The following is a 17246-nucleotide window of genomic DNA, read 5'->3' as shown; positions in this document are numbered from 1 at the left end:
GCGATGTCGGACCTGACCAAGCTGCCTTTTGCCGACCTGATCGGCCTGCGCATCATCAGCGTGGCGCCCGACAAGGTGCTGGCCGAACTGCCGGTGACGCCGGACCTGTGCACACGGCCCGCCGTGCTGCATGGCGGCGCGGTGATGGCCTTTGCCGATACGCTGGGCGCGGTGGCCACGGTGGCCAATCTCACGGACGGCTTCAGCACCACCACCATCGAAAGCAAGACCAACTTCTTTGCCGCGATTCCCGCCGGCGATACGGCGAAAGCCGAATGCACGCCGCTGCATCGCGGCAAGACCACCATGGTGTGGCAGACGCGGATCACGCGCGGCGACGGCAAGCTGGCCGCCGTGGTGACGCAGACGCAGCTGGTGCTGAGCCCCCGATAAACAGAGTCCGGCCGACATGACCATGACCCTCGACGACCTGCCCACCCCCGCCCTGCTGCTCGACCGCACGCGGCTGATGCGCAATGTGGCGCGCATGCGCGAACGCGCAGCGCATCTGAAAGTAACCCTGCGACCGCATCTGAAGACGGCGAAATCGGTGCGCGTGGCGCTGATGTGCCATAATGGCGATCCCGGCCCGATCACGGTGTCGACTCTGGCCGAGGCCGCCTATTTCGCCAAAGCCGGTTTCCGCGACATCACCTATGCCGTGCCCATCGCGCCGCAGAAGCTGGAGCAGGTGGCCGCCATCATGAAGGATGGCACCGACCTGAAGATCATCACCGACCATATCGCCGTGGCCGAGGCCATCGCCGCCAAGGGCGTCGCGCTGGGTGTCACCTTCCACGTGCTGATCAAGATCGACTGCGGCCTTGGCCGTGCCGGCATTGCACCCAACGCGCCCGAACTGCTGCCGCTGGGCCAGGCACTGTCGCAGCCGGGCGCGAATCTCGCCGGCGTGCTGACCCATGCGGGCCATTCCTACGGCGCGAAAAGCATCGCGCAGATCGAGGAGATCGCCGAGTCCGAACGCACGGCCGTGATCCTGGCCGCCACACGCCTGCGCGAGGCCGGGCTGTCCTGTGCGATTGTTTCGGTCGGCTCCACGCCGACGGCGCTGTTTGCCAAACATCTGGACGGCATCACCGAGATGCGGCCGGGCAATTTCGTCTTCTTCGACCTGTTCCAGGCCGCCCTGGGCAGTTGCAGGATGGAAGACATCGCGGTCAGCGTGCTGGCCTCGGTGGTGAGCCATCACCACAGCCGCAACCATCTGCTGATTGATGCCGGCGGCCTGGCGCTGTCGAAGGACACCGGCGCCAACATGCACAGTCCCGGCACCGGCTATGGCCGCGTCTGCCGGCCGGCCGGGGCCCTGCCGCTGGATGGCCTCAACATCCATGACGTGCATCAGGAGCATGGTCTGCTCGGCGGGCCGCAGATGCCGCCGGTGGATTTCGCTGCCTTTCCGCCCGGCACGCGGCTGCGCGTGCTGCCCAATCACGTCTGCATGACCGGCGCGATGTATGATCGCTATTATGTGACCGATGGCGGCAGCGAAATCGTCGCCGAATGGGACCGTGTGAACGGCTGGTGAGTTAAAGCGGTTGCCCAAAGCTGTTGCATGAACCCTGTCTTTCCGGTTGAGTATCTTCCGGGGGAAACGCTCTAGGCATGTCCGGGATCATCGACACCGCATCCACCGAACCCGCTGCCGCTCCGGCAGATCGCAAGCCCGACTCCCGCATCACCTTCCATCAGGTCGTGCCGATCAACGGCGTGGTCACCCTGGTCAATGTCAGCGCCGTCGCCCTGCTGCTGTCGAACCAGATTCCGCTTCCCTGGCTGGCCGCCTGGTGGCTGCTGCATGGCGTGACCATGATCGCCATGCTGGTGCGCTGGCGCCTGGGCCATGGCATGCGGCGCCAGGGCAGCGAGAAACGTTCGGCGCGGCTGCGGCAGTTCGATCTGGCGAGCGCGGCCGTCTCGGGCGCGGCCTGGGGCGTGTCGTCGCTGTTCCTGCCGCATCTGACTTCGGAATATCAGCTGCTGCTGGTGATGGTGGCGGCCGGCATGATCGCCGGCTCGGCCGCCACGCTGGCGGTGGTGCCGCAGGCGGCGCTGGCTTTCATGCTGCTGATCGCCGTGCCCTTCATTACGCATTTCCTGCTCACCGGCACCGGGGTCGGCGCCGCCATGGCGGTGGTCTCATCGCTGTATACCGCCGCGATGATCCTGACCAACCGCATCGTCAACGGCGTGATCCGGCGCAACCGCCGCCTCTATGAAGAGAACAGCGCGTTGGACGCCCGCATCCGCGCCGTCCGCGCCGAACTGCTGGACATCGCCGAAAGCACCGAGGCCTTCGCGCTGATCGACAGCGCCGGCCGGCTGCAGCTGTGGAACCGGCGCCTGCCGGCGGTGCTGGGCCTGCAGGAGGCACAGCTGCAGCGCGGCCGCGACCTGGACGGCCTGCTGCGCGATGCCGGACTGGCCGAGGCGCTGCTGACCAGCGAGATCGCCGGCGGCACCCTGCAGCTGCCGAATGGCCGCTGGGTGCAGATTGGCCATCGCGCCACGCCCCAGGGCGACCGCGCGCTGATCGTGATCGACGTGACCGAACAGCAGCAGGCCGCCAGCCAGCTGCAGCAGCAGAATGCCCGTCTGGAAGAGCTGTTCCGCGAGGTGAGCCTGGCGCGCGATGCGGCGCTGCGCGGCAGCCAGGCAAAATCGATCTTCCTGGCCAACATGAGCCACGAGCTGCGCACGCCGCTAAATGCCATCATCGGCTTTTCCGACATCGTGCAGAAGAAGATGTTCGGTGAGGCCTGGGAGAAATACGACGAGTATCTGGCCGACATCAACGGCAGCGCGCGCCATCTGCTGGCGGTGATCGACGATATTCTCGACCTAGCGCGCATCGAGGCCAACCAGATCGTGCTGAACGAACAGCCGGTGATGCTGGACGAGGAACTGCCGGTCTCGGCCCGCCTGGCCGCCTCGCATTACGGCCGCGAAGCCAAAGCCGTGAGCGTCAGCGTGCCGCCGGATCTGCCGGCGCTGCATGCCGATCCGCGCCTGGTGCGCCAGATCATGATCAACCTGATCGGCAATGCGCTGAAATTCTCGCCGCCCGATGTGCCGGTGGAAGCCCAGGCGGCGCTCCATACTGGCACGAACGAACTGGTGGTGACCGTGCGCGACCGCGGCATCGGCATCGCGCCGGAAGATCACAAGCGCATCTTCGAGGCCTTCGAGCAGGCCGACAGTCAGCTGAGCCGCAATTACGGTGGCGTCGGCCTGGGACTGTCGCTGGTGCGCGCCTTTGTGCTGGCCCATCACGGCCGCCTCGCCATCGACAGTGCGCCGGGCCAGGGCACGGCCATCACCGTGTTTTTCCCGGCCTCCCGCACCGAGATGCCGGCCTGACGCCGGATTGCGGCTGGTGAGCGCCGTCACAGTTTGCAGGGCCATTTGCCGCAGGCGTAAATTCGCGCTGGTCATCAGGGGAACGATGCTGTATCCCCTGCCGCGCGTTACACATTCGAACCCGTCCTGTCGTCAGGACTCTCATCTCCGGTTGAGTGATAACGCAAAACAGCCACCATACAGCGATGTCGAACCTGCCTCCTGATAGCGCGAATCCGCGCGTCGAATCCCATGCCGCGGCTTCCGCCGCGGGCCATGGCGCAGGCGCGACGAAGACGCAGCAGATCCAGGGCGGACCGCCGTTCCGGCAGAGCTTCCAGCAGATTTTGCTGATCAATGCCGGCGCCACCGTCTGCTTCCCCACCGTCACCGCGCTGCTGCTGCGGGAACAGGTGCCCGAGAATCTGCTCTTGGGCTGGTGGCTGCTGCATATGCTGTCGGCCTGCATCATCGTGGCGGACTGGTCCATGCGCCAGCGCGTGCGCCACGAGGCACAACCGCGCTGGCAGATGCCGGTGGAAATTTTCGTTGCCGGGTTTGCCGGCTGCATCTGGGGCCTGAGCGCGCTGGCGTTGCCGCTGATCGATGCCGAGGGACAACTGCTGCTGATCGCGGTGGTCGCCGGCGTGATCGGGGCCTCGGCGCCGGCGCTGTCGCTGATGCCGCTGGCCGGCGCCACCTTCATCATCTGCATCGCCCTGCCCTATGCAGTGCATTTCCTCAGTGTCGGCACCACGATCGGCTATGGCCTGGCCGGGCTGCTCTGCGGGTATGTAGCGGCGATGATCGTCGCCAACCGCGTGGTCCATCGCATCATGGTCCGCAACTGGCGACTCAATCGCGAGAACAGCGGCCTGTACGACCGCATCCGCCGGGCCCAGGACGAATTGCTGGATGTCGCCGACAGCAGCGAAGCCTTCGTGTTCTGCGATGCCGCCGGCCGCATCCAGCTGTGGAACCGCCGTTTCCAGGCCCTGCTCGACCTGCCTGAAGACGACCTGTACCGCGATGCGCCGCTGGCGCCGCTGCTGCAGCGCGCCGGGCTGCCCGAAGACCTGCCGCAGCAGCTGCACCAGGCGCCAGTCGGACAGAGCCGCCCGGTGCTGGAACTGCCCAACCACCGCTGGGTGCGCGCCAGCCTCCGCCGTCTGCCCGACGGCGATGCGGCGCTGATCCTGATCGACATCACCGAGCAGCAGCAGCAGAACGCGCAGCTGGAGGAGCTGTTCCGCGAGGTGAGCCAGGCGCGCGACACCGCCCTGCGCGCCAGCCAGGCGAAATCCGCCTTCCTGGCGCATATGAGCCACGAGCTGCGCACGCCGCTGAATGCCATCATCGGGTTTTCCGACATCATCAAGCGCAAGATGTTCGGTGCCGACTGGGTGCGCTATGACGACTATGTGGGCGACATCCACAGCAGTGGCACGCATCTGCTTGGCATCATCAACGACATTCTCGACCTCGCGCGCATCGAGGCCAACCAGATCGTGGTGCAGGAAGACATGGTGGATGTGGCCGAACAGGCCGCCACCTGCATCCGGCTGGCGGCGCAGCAGTTCGGCCGTCCGCCGGAAAGCCTGGTGGCGGAGATTCCGGACGACCTGCCGATGCTCTATGCCGATGCGCGGCTGCTGCGACAGATCATGATCAACCTGATCGGCAATGCGCTGAAATTCTCACCGCCCGAACTGCCGGTTGTCGTCGGCGCGCGGCTGCAGCCGGCCAGCAACGAGATTGAACTCTGGGTGCGCGACCGCGGCATCGGTGTGGCGCCCAAGGACCAGGCGCGCATCTTCGATCCCTTCGAGCAGGCCAATACCAAGCTGAGCCGCAATTACGGCGGCGTCGGACTGGGCCTGTCTCTGGTGCGGGCCTTCGTGCTGGCCCATCAGGGCCGTATCAGTATCGACAGCGCACCGGGCCAGGGCACCACCATCACCGTCGCCTTCCCGGCCACACGCACCGGCGGCACGGCCTGAACTTCGTCAGGCGGCGGCAACCGCCAGGCGCTGGGCCGCCTGGGCGCGGCTGCGGCGGCGGGTGAGCCAGCGCTGCTCCTGCGGATCCCACAGAACGGCATAATCGGCCAGCATCATACCGGTGACCATCTCGGCGAATTCGGCGCGCTCGATGGTGCCGCGCTGGAAATCGAAGCCGCGCGCCAGATCGATCACTGCCTCGATCATCTTCAGATAATCCTTGGGCAGACCGCAACGCAGGCAGATGGCCGGCAGGCCGCGCTTGCCCGGATCGTAGATCAGCAGCCGGGCATTGGCGGGCGCGATGCCGGCCAGCTGGGCCAGCCCCTGTTCGAAGAAGGCGAGATCGCCGCCGGCCAGGGCGCGCACCAGCAGCATGGGATTGAGCTGGCCGCGCTTCTGCAGGTCGGCCGCCAGCTCGGCCAGCGCCGGCGGTTCGGCGCCATCACCGATCAGGCCGAGCAGCGTGCGCTCGCGCAGCTGCATCATGGTGTCGGCGGCCATCGCCGGCGGAATCTGGTAGCGCGCCACCAGCGTCTCGCGCAGGGCGTCGGAGACCTGGGCGATCAGGCGCGCGGCGAATTTCGGCGGCAGCTGCGGATGGCGGGCCAGCGCCTCGCCGACATTGCGGCTGTCGGGGAAGCGGTCGAGCGCCCGTTCCATCATGGTGTTGGTGATCTGCGCGCCGCGATTGGCGATCAGCACGGCCACCGCCGGCTCGGCGCCATGTGTGACCAGCGCATTCGACAGCGCCGCCGACACCGTGCGGCGGCCGGCCATCGCAGTCTGGTGCAGCGGCGACACCACCTGCACCAGTTCGATCAGATCGGCATCGGAAAACACCGGCGAGAACTGCAGCAGCGGCGTGGCGACCGCCGCCGTGTCACGGGCCAGCTTGAGGGCGACGCCGCGCGGCAGTTCGGGATTGCTCTTGAGATGCTCGGCCAGGGCCTGGCGCACCATGATCTCGGCATCGCGGGCAAGCGCGGTGACGATGGCTTCGGCCAGCTGGCGTTCGGATGGCGACAGCGTCTGGGTGGACCAGGCCAGCGCCACCTTGGAGGCCGTGTCGGTACGCGCCGCAGGCGATGGATCCGCCAGCAGCCGCTCGACATCCTGCAGTGACAAGAACGCCCCCGACGCCACCCGACTCGCTTCCCTGATTATGCGTTATTTGGCGGGGGACAATAGCAAAGCACGGCCGAATGTCACGGCCAAATATCCTGACCAATACTGACGAATCCCTGATTGCCGGTTTTCGCGGCTGGCAGACCGGTTTGTATGCAACCGGCAACCCTGCGGGGCCGCCGGGTCGCGTCAGATGGGCAGGAAGATGAAGTTGAAGACATAAGCCGCATTGCGCTGGCGATGCATTGCCTCGGGATCGAAATCCTCCAGCAGGCGCAGGCTGCGGCGGCCCTGGTCGAAATACAGCCCGCGATAGCCACGCGCCAGCACGGCCGCCAGGGACTGCTCGATCGGCTGTCGGGTGTGGACCTCTTCCATTTCGACCAGCAGCACCGGGCGGTCGCGCGCCAGCAGGGCAGCGCCACCGGCCAGCACATCCAGTTCGCTGCCCTCGACATCGATCTTGATGAAGCCGATATCGGGCAGATCGAGATCGTCGAGCCGCGCCATGGTGACCGCGACCGCGGTATGGGCACCGCAGACCTTGATACAACTGAGCGATCCGCCCTGGTTGGAATGGCCGCCACTGCGACCGCGCGGGATCAGGAAGTCCGCGGCTCCCGCGCGATCAGACAACGCCAGCGGCGAGACGGTGACATTCTGGGACGCGGTCTGCCGCAGCACCGCGAGCATTTTGGGATTGGGTTCGAAGGCATAGACATGCCGGGCCAGCCCGGCCATCACATGGGTAAAGGTGCCCTTGTTGGCGCCGGCATCGATGGCATTGCGCCGCTGATCGACCAGCAGGTCGAGCAGGCGCAGTTCTGGCTGCCCCGCCCAGCGTTCCTTCAGCACCTTGTAACGAATATAAAGACCGGACGGGATCAGGGCGTGTTTGACACGCTCCTCAAACGTCCAGAGCTCGCGCTCTAGACCCGACATTGTGTATGTGCCCCCTGGACCAGGAAGACACTAGGACCTGACGGGCCGCCGACCTATCAGAAACCGTTTATACGAAAATAATTCATATTCAGGTTGCATGGCCGGGGTTGCAGATTGCAACGCATACGAATGGATCGCGCAACTGCGCCCCGGCCAGCCTTTCATTATGGTCTGGACCTCAGACTCGCATCAGCAGGTGGTGTAGCCCGGCGGGCAGGTGCGGACCGTGCTGCCCGGCGGCACGACCACGGCCTGGCCCGGCTGCACCACTGCGCGCTGCGGCGGCGGGTCGACGATCACGGTCTGGCTCTGCGGCGGGCTGGGGCTGCAGGCCGCCAGCATCAACGGAGCCGCCAGTACGGCGGTAGCCATCAGGATCTTGCGCATGGTGTCTCCTCCTTATACTGCCGACACGGCAGCCTGAGGACACAACACCGCGACAGTGCCGAAGTTCTGTGACTTATCGGGGACTTATACGGGAGCGATTTATGCCATCACGCGACGGCTGAGCCCATCCTCGATGGCATCCCAGATTTCGGCTTCCAGCTGCACGCCGTCGAAGCGGTTGATCTGCTGGATGCCGGTGGGCGAGGTGACATTGATCTCGGTGAGGTAATCGCCGATCACGTCGATGCCGACGAAGATCAGGCCTTCGCGCTTCAGATGCGGCCCGATGATCTCGCAGATTTCATGCTCGCGTTTGGTCAGGCCGATCTTTTCCGGCCGGCCGCCGACATGCATGTTGGAGCGCGCCTCGCCCGCTGCCGGCACGCGGTTCACCGCACCGGCCGGGCGGCCATCGATCAGGATGATGCGCTTGTCGCCTGCCCGCACCTCGGGCAGATAGCGCTGCACGATCACCGGCTCGCGCGCCAGCTTGGTGAACATTTCCAGCAGCGAGCCGAGATTCTCGTCATCGGGCTTCAGATGGAAGACGCCGGCGCCGCCATTGCCGAACAGCGGCTTGAGGATGATGTCCTTATGCTCGGCGCGGAAGGCCTTGATCGCCTCCATGTCCGACGAGATCAGGGTCGGCGGCATCACGCCGTCGAAATGCGTCACATACAGTTTCTCCGGCGCGTTGCGCACGGCGACCGGGTTGTTCACCACCAGCGTCTTGGGGTGGATATGCTGCAGGATATGCGTGGCGGTGATGTAGGACATGTCAAACGGCGGATCCTGACGCATCAGCACCACATCCATCTCGGCCAGATCGATCAGCGCCGGTTCGCCGAGCGTGAAATGGTTGCCGCGTTCGGCCCGCAGGCGCAGCGGCCGCGCCCGCGCCAGGACCTGGCCGTCGCGGAAGCTCAGATCCTTGGCCAGATAGTGAAACAGGCTGTAGCCGCGGCGCTCGGCTTCGAGGCCGAGCACAAAGGTGCTGTCGCCATCGAAGTCGATGCTTTCGATGGGGTCCATCTGGATCGCCACCTTGAGGGCCATGGCACAGTTCCTTGTTGTGAAAAGGTCAGTTCAGCTGGAGGCGAATGTGGCGCAGGAAAGCCTCGGCCTCAAGGCTTGCCGCCTCGTCGCCGGCCAGCATCAGGAACCGTTCGGTGGCCGCCATCGCCTGGCGGATATGGCCGAGCTTGCCCTCGACCACGCCGAGTTCACGCCAGGCCGGCGCGAAATTCGGCGCCACCAGCAGCATGCGCCGCAGCGTCTCGGCCGCGCGTTCGACATCGCCGCCGCGCCAGGCGCGGCCCTTGATGTTGTTCTGCAGCCGCAGCAGCACTTCGCGCGGCGTCATCAGCCGCACATGCTCGGGCCGCACTTCCTCGCCACCGCCGATGCGGCGCAGCAGGTCGTTCATCTCCGGCGCCGCCGCGATCTTGCCGGCATGGAAGGGATCCAGCACCAGGGCGCCATCCTCGCCTTCCAGCCGGATCAGGAAATGGCCGGGAAAATCGATGCCGGCCACCGGCCAGGCCTGGGCGCGGGCGGCGTAGATGTAGAGCACGCCGAGGCTGACGGGCAGACCCATGCGGCGGTCGATGACACGGATCAGGTCGGCATTCTGCGGGTCGTCGTAATTTTCGGTATCGCCGCGGTAACCGAATTCCAGGCTGAGCACGCTGGCCAGTGCCATGGCGCGTGGCGCCACCTCGGCACCGGCGCCGATGCGGCTCAAAGCCGCGGCGATATCGGCCAGGTGCCGGCGATAGGGCGCGAGATCGAGACCGGGACGGTCGAGCGCCGCCAGCAGCAGCGCCGCCTCGGCGATATCGATGCCGTCATCAGGCGCAGCGCCGAGGGTCTTTAAAGCCGTCTCTATCGCTGCGCTGTCGCTCATGCTGCCTCTTGCCGGGCTTCTACACCGGCCGGCGGCGCGTATCGGTCTTCAGCCAGACATGGCTGACAACCCTGCGCACCCCTTTGATGGTCCGGGCCTGTTCGGTCACCCGCGTGATCTCGTCATCCGACTGGCCGATGCCCATCAGATAGATCGTGCCGTTCACCGTCTCGATCGAGTAGTTGATGTCGACGATCTGCTTGTCGCCGGCGATCTTGGCGCGCAGCTGCGTGGTGATCCAGGTATCGTTGGCATAGTCGAGCAGATCGCCCGATGGCGTCACCTGGATTTCGTTGATCACCTCGTTGATGCGATCCGATGCGGCCCAGGCCAGACGCGTGGCCTCGTCGCGCGAAAATTCCGTACCGACCACACCGGTCAGCAACACGCGGCCTTCGTAAACCGTGATCGACAGCTTGCGCCAGAGATACTGGTTGTCTTTCAGATAGCGATCGTTGATGGCGAGCTGAATGCCCTTGTCGTTGGCGGCATTCTTGATACCGCGCTCTTCCGCCGCGGCAACACCGGTGGCAGCGCCGGCACCGACGGCGACGCCGACACAGCCGTTGAGCATGGGTGCTGTGGCCAGCAGGGCGGCCAGAACAAGAAAGCGGCTAGCAGACGTGATACGCACGAACATCCCCTGTCGTTCAATGGCCCGGTCGTTCAAAACCCGGTTCGGGCCGGCCTCAGTCGATGCGCCAGGCATCGCGGATATGGTGGGGCCAGCGCCCCGGTACAAGCAGCATGGCGTCGAAGCGCAGCGTCAGGGCGGCGGCATCGGCCTGCTGGCCCAAGAATACCGCAGCCGCATTGGCAATGCGACGGCGCTGCTTGGCCTGTAATGATTCTGCCGCCTGCATATAGGTGCCGCGCGCCTTCACCTCCACGGCGACCAGCAGCCGGCCGCGGCGGGCCAGGATGTCGATCTCGCCCAGAGGGTGACGCCAGTTGCGCGCCAGGATGCGGTAGCCCTGCAGCCGCAGCCACCAGACAGCCCAGGTCTCGCCGCGCCGGCCTCGGCGATGCCGCGCATCGGGGGGAAGATCGTCAGTCTGCGGCATCCCGCAATTCCAGGGCGCGGGCATAGACCGCCTTGCGGGCCAGATTGAGCACGGTGGCCACCTCGTCCACCGCCTGGCGCAGCGGCAGCCGCGCCAGCGCCGCCCGCAGCGCCGCATCGAGATCGTCCGCGCCCGCGACACTCTCTTCGGCCGGCGGCCCGATCACCAGCGTGACCTCGCCTTTGGGCGGACCGTGTTCGGCATAATGGGCGGCCAGCTCGGCCAGGCTGCCGCGCCGCACCTCCTCGAATTTCTTGGTCAGCTCGCGCGCCACGGCCGCCTCGCGTTCGGGACCGAAGACCTGGGCCATGCTGGCCAGGCTGTCGGGCAGGCGCTGGGCGCTTTCCAGGAAGATCAGGGTGGCGCGGGCGGATTTCAGCTCGGCCAGCCAGCGGATGCGGGCAGCCGCCTTGGGCGGCGGGAAACCCGCATAGAGGAAGCGGTCGCTGGGCAGACCGGACAGGCTCAAGCCCGTCAGCACCGCCGAGGCGCCGGGCAGCGCCGTGACCACGACACCAGCGGCGATGCAGTCACGTACCAGCTTGTAGCCGGGATCGTTGATCAGCGGCGTGCCGGCATCGGAGATCAGCGCCACCACGGCGCCGGCCTGCAGTTTGCCGAGCAGCTGGGGCCGCACTTTTGCCGCATTATGCTCATGATATGGAAATAACGGCGTGGCGATGCCATAGCGCTTCAGCAGCGGCCCGCTGACCCGGCTGTCCTCACAGGCCACCAGATCGGCGCGCCGGAGCAGGGCCAGGGCGCGCAACGTTATATCGGCGGCGTTGCCGATGGGGGTGGCCACCAGATATAAGCCGGATGTGAATTGCGCTGCATCGACGCCAAGATTGTCGGGCAGCGGCTGAAACGGGTCTGTCATGAGCGCCGGAATGAGCTGCGTGGGTTACCTTAAAGCTGGTCTTTCCGGCCTGTCCATGGTGCTGCGGCCTGCAGCCGCCGCGGCCGGTATGCTGGTGCTGGTTGCCTGCCAGAGCGGCCCCAGCATGCAGGGCGGCCTGCCCGGCCTGCTCGATCGTGTTGTTCCCGGCGCGCCCCAGCGTGTCGCGCCCTCGCCCGGCACCCCCGTGCAGACGCCGGCCCAGACCAATGCCATGCCCAATAGCGGGACGCAGCCGCCGGCGCAACCACTGCCGCTGCCGGCTGCCACGCCATCGGTGGCGATCGAGACGCTGCCGATGCCGCCGGCGCCGCAGTTGCGCGCCCCGGGCGGCGCCGCGGCCATCCATATCGGTTTCCTGGCGCCGCTGAGCGGCCCGAATGCCGGCCTGGGGCGCGCCCTGTTCGAGGCGGCGCAGCTGGCGCTGTTCGATCTGGGCGACGACCGCCTGGTGCTGCTGCCGCGCGACACCGAAGGCCAGGCCGACAAGGCCGCGGCCGCGGCCCAGCAGGTGATTGCCGAAGGCGCGCAGATCATCCTGGGGCCGGTATTCGCCAATGAAGCCGCCACCGTGGGCCAGGTGGCGCGGCTGCGCAACGTCAAGGTCCTGAGCTTCTCCACCGACCGCAGCGTGGCCGGCGGCGGCGTCTTCCTGCTCGGCTTCACGCCGGACCAGCAGGTCGAGCGCGTGGTCGCCTATGCGCGCACCAAGGGGATGACACGGTTTGCCCTGCTGGCGCCGGACTCGGCCTATGGCGGCGCGGTGGCCCAGGCCGCCGAAAGCGCCACAAGCCAGGCGGGTGCCCAGATGCTGAAGCAGGAGCGCTATCCCGGCGACACACCAGACCTCACCCCTATTGTCCGGCGCTTTGCCAGCAGCCTGCGCGCCCTGCCGGCCCGCAGCCTGGAAGACCCGCCGGTGGACGGCGTCGACCCCAATCTGCCGCGTCCGGTGGATGCCCTGCTGCTGCCCGAAGGCGGGGCGCGGCTGCGCGCCCTTGCTCCCCTTTTGCCCTTCTTCGATATCGATCCGCGTGCGGTGCGGTTCCTGGGCACCGGTCTGTGGGACGATCCCGCCCTGGGCAGCGAACCGGCCCTGGTGGGCGGCTGGTATGCCGGCCCGGCGCCAGAAGGCTTTGCCGAATTCGCCCGCCGCTTCGAGCAGGGTTTCGGCCGCCGGCCGCCCCGGCTGGCCAGCCTGTCCTATGACGCCACTGCCCTGGTCGGCATCCTGGCCCGCAGCGCGGCGGGGGCGATGTTTGACGAGGCGGCCCTGACTAACCCGGACGGTTTTGCCGGATATGATGGAATTTTCCGCTTCCGCAGCGATGGCGTGGTGCAGCGCGGTCTGGCGGTTCTGGAAATCCAGCGCCGCGGCAGCCGGGTGATCGACAAGGCACCGGCCAGTTTCCAGCCCGCCAGCAACTGAGCCCGGGGGCGTTCGCCCAACGGGCTGATTGCATCGGCCAGCTTACTAAGAAATTATTCGCTCCCGTGCCGGCCGCGTGCTACCACCGCGGAACGGTCCAATACTACCTGGACGCGCTTTTGCTTTGAGGTCCTTTCTAGTAGGATTCTTATCAAGCCCGTGCGGGGAGATGCTGCAGTGAGCGAAGACACGATGTCGGATCATGAGCGTATCGATTTCTCGAAGATCAGTTTTCTGGTCGTCGAGCCGAACCGGTTGATGGGTCAGATGGTCCGCGATGTGCTGATGATGCTGGATGCCCAGTATATCGATCGCGCCCGCGACTTCGACACGGCGGTCAACATCCTGCGGTTGGGCCGCACCGATATGATGATCACCGAATGGGCGCTGGGCGCGGAAAAGCTCGGCCGCAACGGCATGGATATCGTGCAGTGGATTCGCAACGATGCGGGTTCGCCGAACCGCATGATGCCGATTGTCATGATGACGGCGAATTCGGAAGAGGAATATGTCTGCCGCGCCCGAGATTGCGGCGTGTCGGAATTCGTCGCCAAGCCTTACACGGTGAACGGCTTTTATACCCGGCTGGTGGCCGCGATTGCACGGCCGCGCCAGTTCGTGCGCATCGGCGAGTATTACGGTCCCGATCGCCGGCGGCGTCGCACGCCCGGCTATGGCGGGCCGGAACGCCGCATCGACCTCAACTGACGCCGGCAGCCATCAAGGTCAGTATAATGGCGAAAAAGCCGGTTTTCACGCCTCCACAGCAGGATTTGCGCCGCAAGGCTGTCAATTTCAAGAAAGGCTTCCGCCTTCAGCTTGCACCTGAAGAGCTGCGCCGCCTGGAAGAGGTGGTGGAAAAAGCCACCGACAGCTTCACCCAGGAAATTGCCGACAAACTGCGTCAGCTGCGCGCATCCCTGGACGAGGTGGCCACCGGCCACGGCGTCGATCAGGCCATGCAGGCAATCCGTTCGCTGTCGCTCGACATCAAGGGCATGGGCGGCATGTTCAAATATCCGCTGCTCACCGCCTTTGCCAAATCGCTGAACGATTTCACCAAGGATATGGGCGCGCCCAGCCCGATCCAGCTCGACATCATCGCGGCGCAGATCGATGCGCTGTATGTGGTGACCGCCCAGCGTATCCAGGGCGGCGGCAGCCAGATCGAATCCGAACTGCTGGGCGCCCTGCGCACCGCTACCCGCCTGCACAAGGCGACGTAAGTCAGCCCAGCATCCGCCACAACGGCAGGCCGCTGAGCGCCGCAAAGGCACAGAGCCCCAGCGCCACCAGACGGAACTGCTGTTCGCTCGAACGCGCGAACAGCCGGCTGCCCAGATTGAGCGGCAGCAGATAAGCCGGAATCAGCGGCAGCGACATCAGCAGGCTTTCCGCGGTGAACAGCCCGTTCCACCAGTAAGCGAGTCCCGAGGCGATCGCCGTGAAGCCGAAGAATACGATCAGGTTGGCGCGCACGGTGGCGGCCTCGCCCTGGCCGCCAAGCCAGAGCAGCACCACCGGCGGACCCGGCAAGGCGGCAGCGCCGCCGCTCAGGCCGGCCAGCGCGCCGGTGCCAAGCGTCGCCGGCAGACCCAGCCGGCCGCGATAGCGCCAGCCGGCGGCCATCAGCCCGACCGCCAGCAGGATCAGCAGACAGATCACCCAACGCATCACATCGGGATCGGCGATCACCAGCAGCGCCACGCCGAAGGGCACGGCGACAACCGCACTCAGGCCCAGCGGCAGCACCTCGCGCCAGACACAGCGGCGCAGCGCATCGGGCAGCATGGCCAAAGCGGCGATATCATCGGCGATGAACAGCAGGATGGCGGCGAGCTTGGGTTCGTAGACCAGGCTGGCGACCGGCATGAACATCATGGCGCCGCCGAAACCGGAAAAGCCGCGCACCAGACCGGCCAGCGCTGCTGCGCCGAAAACGGCCCAGTAGCGCGGCTCGGTCAGGAAGCCGAAAAGAGGAAACGCGTCAGCCAACCAGGATGACGATGCCGGCCAGCGCCACGGCCGCGCCGGCGGCGCGGGTGATCAGGCCGACATTCAGCTGCTGCGCGAGACGGGCTGCAACCAGGCCGATGCCATGCAGCAGCGCCGTGGCCAACAGCATGCCGAAGCCATAGACCAGCGCCTGCGAGGCATCGCCGATCTCGGTGCCATGGGCATGGCCGTGGAACAGGGCAAACACGGCGGTCACCGCCATGGCGGCCGGCAGCGGCGGACGCATGGCGAAGGCAACGATCAGGCCCAGGATCAGCACCGACATCGCGATGCCGGACTCGACGCCGGGCAGGGCGACATCCGCCAGACCGAGGCCGAAGCCGGCCGCCATCGCGGCGACGAAGCTGGCCGGCAAGAGCCAGAGGGCGCGCGGCTGCTGCGCGGCCTGCTGGACCGCCCAGAGGCCGACCGCCAGCATGGCGAGCAGATGATCGAGGCCGCCGAAGGGATGCGCGAAGCCGGCGGAGAAACCGGCGGCGGCGGGCTCGGCGCCGGGATGACCGGGATGGGCCAGAGCCGGAACGGCGATGCTCGCCAGAACGAGGGCCGGCAGAACCATCTGGCCGAGCTTGGACTTGAAGGACATGACGACCTCTTTATTACGCATGCGTTGCGAACCACCCGTCTCCTTTGTGCCCCAAGCCGGTTGCGTTTGACAAGACATGCCCGGGCCTCCCCGCGGGGTTGGCGCGCGTTTGACAAGGCCGGACCCCGGGCTTAGGGTCCGCCGCGATGGTTCGCCGCCTGCCGAAAGGTGGAACGGCGATGAAAAGGGAACGCGGTGCCGGCTTTCTGTGCAGATATGTCTGTGCAGGGCCGCAAGCCGCGGCAGCCCCCGCTACGGTAGGCGGCGAGCGGCGCGCAACAGCCACTGGACCGGACACGGTCTGGGAAGGCGCGCGATCCGCGACAACCCGCAAGCCCGGAGACCTGCCATCGGCTTTAGTCGAAGCGGACGTGCCGGACGGGGTGTGCCGGCGCCCGGCCTATGTCATTCTTGCCGCCGCGCAGGCGCAAGACCGACAGCAGCCATGGTCCGCGTCGGCGTCATGGAACAGGGCGCTCATCCTATGCAGAAGATTCCCGCAACCGTCGTCACCGGCTTTCTCGGCGCCGGCAAGACCACGCTGATCCGCCACCTCATCACCAATGCCAAGGGCCGGCGCATCGCGCTGATCGTCAACGAATTCGGCGAAATGGGCATCGATGGCGAGCTGCTGAAAAGCTGCGGCGCGCCCGATTGCAGTGAGGACGATATCATCGAGCTGGCCAATGGCTGCCTGTGCTGCACGGTGGCCGACGATTTCCTGCCGACCCTACAGAAGCTGCTGGACCGGCCCAATCCGCCGACGCACATTGTCATCGAGACCTCCGGTCTCGCCTTGCCGAAACCCCTCGTCCAGGCTTTTGCATGGCCGGGCATCAAAAGCCGCACAACGGTGGATGGCGTGGTCACCGTGGTGGATGCCGCCGCCGTGGCCGAAGGGCGGTTTGCCGATGATGAAGATGCGGTGGCCGCGCAGCGCGCCGCCGATGCCAGCCTGGATCATGACAATCCGCTGGAGGAACTGTTCGAGGACCAGCTCGGCTGCGCCGATCTGGTGCTGCTGAACAAGGCCGACCTTCTGGATGAAGGCGCCATGCAGAATGTGCGGGCCGAGATCGGTGCGCATCTGCGCCAGGGCGTGAAAACCCTGTCGATCAGCCAGGGCGAGATCGCCGCCGATATCCTGCTGGGCCTGCATGCGGCCGCCGAAGACGACATCGCGGCGCGCAAGTCGCATCACGACAATGAGGAAGACCACGACCACGAGGATTTCTTCAGCTTCTCGCTGACCCTGCCCGAGCAGACGGCGCCGGATGCCCTGCTGGAGCGTCTGCTGCCGGTGATCGCCGAACACGACATCCTGCGGGTGAAGGGCTTTGTCGCCGTCGCCGGCAAGACCATGCGGCTGGTGCTGCAGGGCGTGGGCGCGCGGCTGTCGCATTATTACGACCGTGACTGGACCAGCGCCGAGCCACGCGCCACGCGCCTGGTGGTGATCGGCCGCGCCGGCCTGGACGAGGCGGCGATCCGCGCCGCCCTCGCGGCCTGAGTCGAACAGGGGCGCAGCGC

18 protein-coding genes and 1 riboswitch are annotated in these 17246 nt (G+C 66.4%); of the genes, 8 read left to right on the top strand and 10 right to left on the bottom strand.

The window, feature by feature from the left end:
• Window positions 1-3 precede the first annotated feature (3 nt).
• The 4 genes from AC1ROT_RS11840 (at window position 4) to AC1ROT_RS11825 (ending at window position 5360) form a co-directional block, all read left to right on the top strand.
• Entirely contained in the window at window positions 4-393 is a 390-nt protein-coding gene (locus AC1ROT_RS11840; protein WP_492973579.1) for a PaaI family thioesterase, read from the top strand.
• A gap of 16 nt (window positions 394-409) precedes the next feature.
• On the top strand, window positions 410-1549 hold the full coding sequence (locus AC1ROT_RS11835; RefSeq protein WP_492999199.1) for an alanine racemase: 1140 nt from the start codon (window positions 410-412) through the stop codon (window positions 1547-1549).
• 77 nt (window positions 1550-1626) lie between these two features.
• Window positions 1627-3381, top strand: coding sequence for a sensor histidine kinase (locus AC1ROT_RS11830; protein WP_492999197.1), 1755 nt, complete (start codon window positions 1627-1629; stop codon window positions 3379-3381).
• 185 nt (window positions 3382-3566) lie between these two features.
• Entirely contained in the window at window positions 3567-5360 is a 1794-nt protein-coding gene (locus AC1ROT_RS11825; protein ID WP_492999196.1) for a sensor histidine kinase, read from the top strand.
• 6 nt (window positions 5361-5366) lie between these two features.
• On the opposite strand, the gene AC1ROT_RS11820 is transcribed toward AC1ROT_RS11825, so the two are convergent.
• From AC1ROT_RS11820 to rsmI, 8 genes are all read right to left on the bottom strand, one after another.
• Window positions 5367-6488, bottom strand: coding sequence for a DUF2336 domain-containing protein (locus AC1ROT_RS11820; protein WP_492999194.1), 1122 nt, complete (start codon window positions 6486-6488; stop codon window positions 5367-5369).
• Window positions 6489-6677: 189 nt separating this feature from the next.
• Window positions 6678-7430, bottom strand: coding sequence for an FkbM family methyltransferase (locus tag AC1ROT_RS11815; protein WP_492999192.1), 753 nt, complete (start codon window positions 7428-7430; stop codon window positions 6678-6680).
• A 189-nt stretch (window positions 7431-7619) separates the two neighbouring features.
• Entirely contained in the window at window positions 7620-7817 is a 198-nt protein-coding gene (locus AC1ROT_RS11810; protein WP_492973585.1) for a hypothetical protein, read from the bottom strand.
• Window positions 7818-7916: 99 nt separating this feature from the next.
• Window positions 7917-8873, bottom strand: a complete 957-nt coding sequence (gshB, locus tag AC1ROT_RS11805) for a glutathione synthase (RefSeq protein WP_492999190.1) — start codon at window positions 8871-8873, stop codon at window positions 7917-7919.
• A gap of 25 nt (window positions 8874-8898) precedes the next feature.
• Complete coding sequence (locus tag AC1ROT_RS11800; RefSeq protein ID WP_492973587.1) at window positions 8899-9723, bottom strand: SirB1 family protein; 825 nt, start codon at window positions 9721-9723, stop codon at window positions 8899-8901.
• A gap of 19 nt (window positions 9724-9742) precedes the next feature.
• Window positions 9743-10357 (bottom strand): BON domain-containing protein, encoded by a 615-nt coding sequence (locus AC1ROT_RS11795; protein ID WP_492973588.1) that lies wholly within the window; start codon window positions 10355-10357, stop codon window positions 9743-9745.
• A gap of 55 nt (window positions 10358-10412) precedes the next feature.
• Window positions 10413-10787 carry a YraN family protein gene (locus AC1ROT_RS11790; protein WP_492973589.1) on the bottom strand — a complete coding sequence of 125 codons (375 nt, stop codon included), beginning with the start codon at window positions 10785-10787 and terminating at the stop codon, window positions 10413-10415.
• Window positions 10774-11667 (bottom strand): 16S rRNA (cytidine(1402)-2'-O)-methyltransferase, encoded by an 894-nt coding sequence (rsmI, locus tag AC1ROT_RS11785; protein ID WP_492999188.1) that lies wholly within the window; start codon window positions 11665-11667, stop codon window positions 10774-10776. Before rsmI ends, AC1ROT_RS11790 begins: the two co-directional genes overlap by 14 nt.
• A gap of 19 nt (window positions 11668-11686) precedes the next feature.
• Here rsmI and AC1ROT_RS11780 point away from each other — a divergent pair, with 19 nt between their 5' ends.
• The 3 genes from AC1ROT_RS11780 (at window position 11687) to AC1ROT_RS11770 (ending at window position 14340) form a co-directional block, all read left to right on the top strand.
• On the top strand, window positions 11687-13114 hold the full coding sequence (locus AC1ROT_RS11780; RefSeq protein ID WP_492999187.1) for a penicillin-binding protein activator: 1428 nt from the start codon (window positions 11687-11689) through the stop codon (window positions 13112-13114).
• 177 nt (window positions 13115-13291) lie between these two features.
• Window positions 13292-13822, top strand: coding sequence for a response regulator (locus tag AC1ROT_RS11775; protein WP_492973592.1), 531 nt, complete (start codon window positions 13292-13294; stop codon window positions 13820-13822).
• A gap of 26 nt (window positions 13823-13848) precedes the next feature.
• Complete coding sequence (locus AC1ROT_RS11770) at window positions 13849-14340, top strand: hypothetical protein (protein ID WP_492973593.1); 492 nt, start codon at window positions 13849-13851, stop codon at window positions 14338-14340.
• Window position 14341: 1 nt separating this feature from the next.
• Here AC1ROT_RS11770 and AC1ROT_RS11765 read toward each other — a convergent pair whose 3' ends face one another.
• Together AC1ROT_RS11765 and AC1ROT_RS11760 are read right to left on the bottom strand one after the other, a co-directional pair.
• Window positions 14342-15109 carry a sulfite exporter TauE/SafE family protein gene (locus tag AC1ROT_RS11765; RefSeq protein ID WP_492999185.1) on the bottom strand — a complete coding sequence of 256 codons (768 nt, stop codon included), beginning with the start codon at window positions 15107-15109 and terminating at the stop codon, window positions 14342-14344.
• Window positions 15102-15716 carry a HupE/UreJ family protein gene (locus AC1ROT_RS11760; RefSeq protein WP_492999183.1) on the bottom strand — a complete coding sequence of 205 codons (615 nt, stop codon included), beginning with the start codon at window positions 15714-15716 and terminating at the stop codon, window positions 15102-15104. The genes AC1ROT_RS11765 and AC1ROT_RS11760 overlap by 8 nt, the downstream gene beginning before the upstream one ends.
• Before the next feature lie 130 nt (window positions 15717-15846).
• Window positions 15847-16082, top strand: a riboswitch (cobalamin riboswitch).
• Between the two features lie 118 nt (window positions 16083-16200).
• On the opposite strand from AC1ROT_RS11760, the gene cobW reads away from it, so the two are divergent.
• Complete coding sequence (cobW, locus tag AC1ROT_RS11755; protein ID WP_492999181.1) at window positions 16201-17226, top strand: cobalamin biosynthesis protein CobW; 1026 nt, start codon at window positions 16201-16203, stop codon at window positions 17224-17226.
• The last annotated feature ends 20 nt before the right edge of the window (window positions 17227-17246 follow it).

Source organism: Ferrovibrio sp. GW821-FHT12E11 (assembly GCF_058806975.1).
Note: the sequence above shows the minus strand (reverse complement) of the source record. Positions and strands in the feature narration are given on the sequence as shown.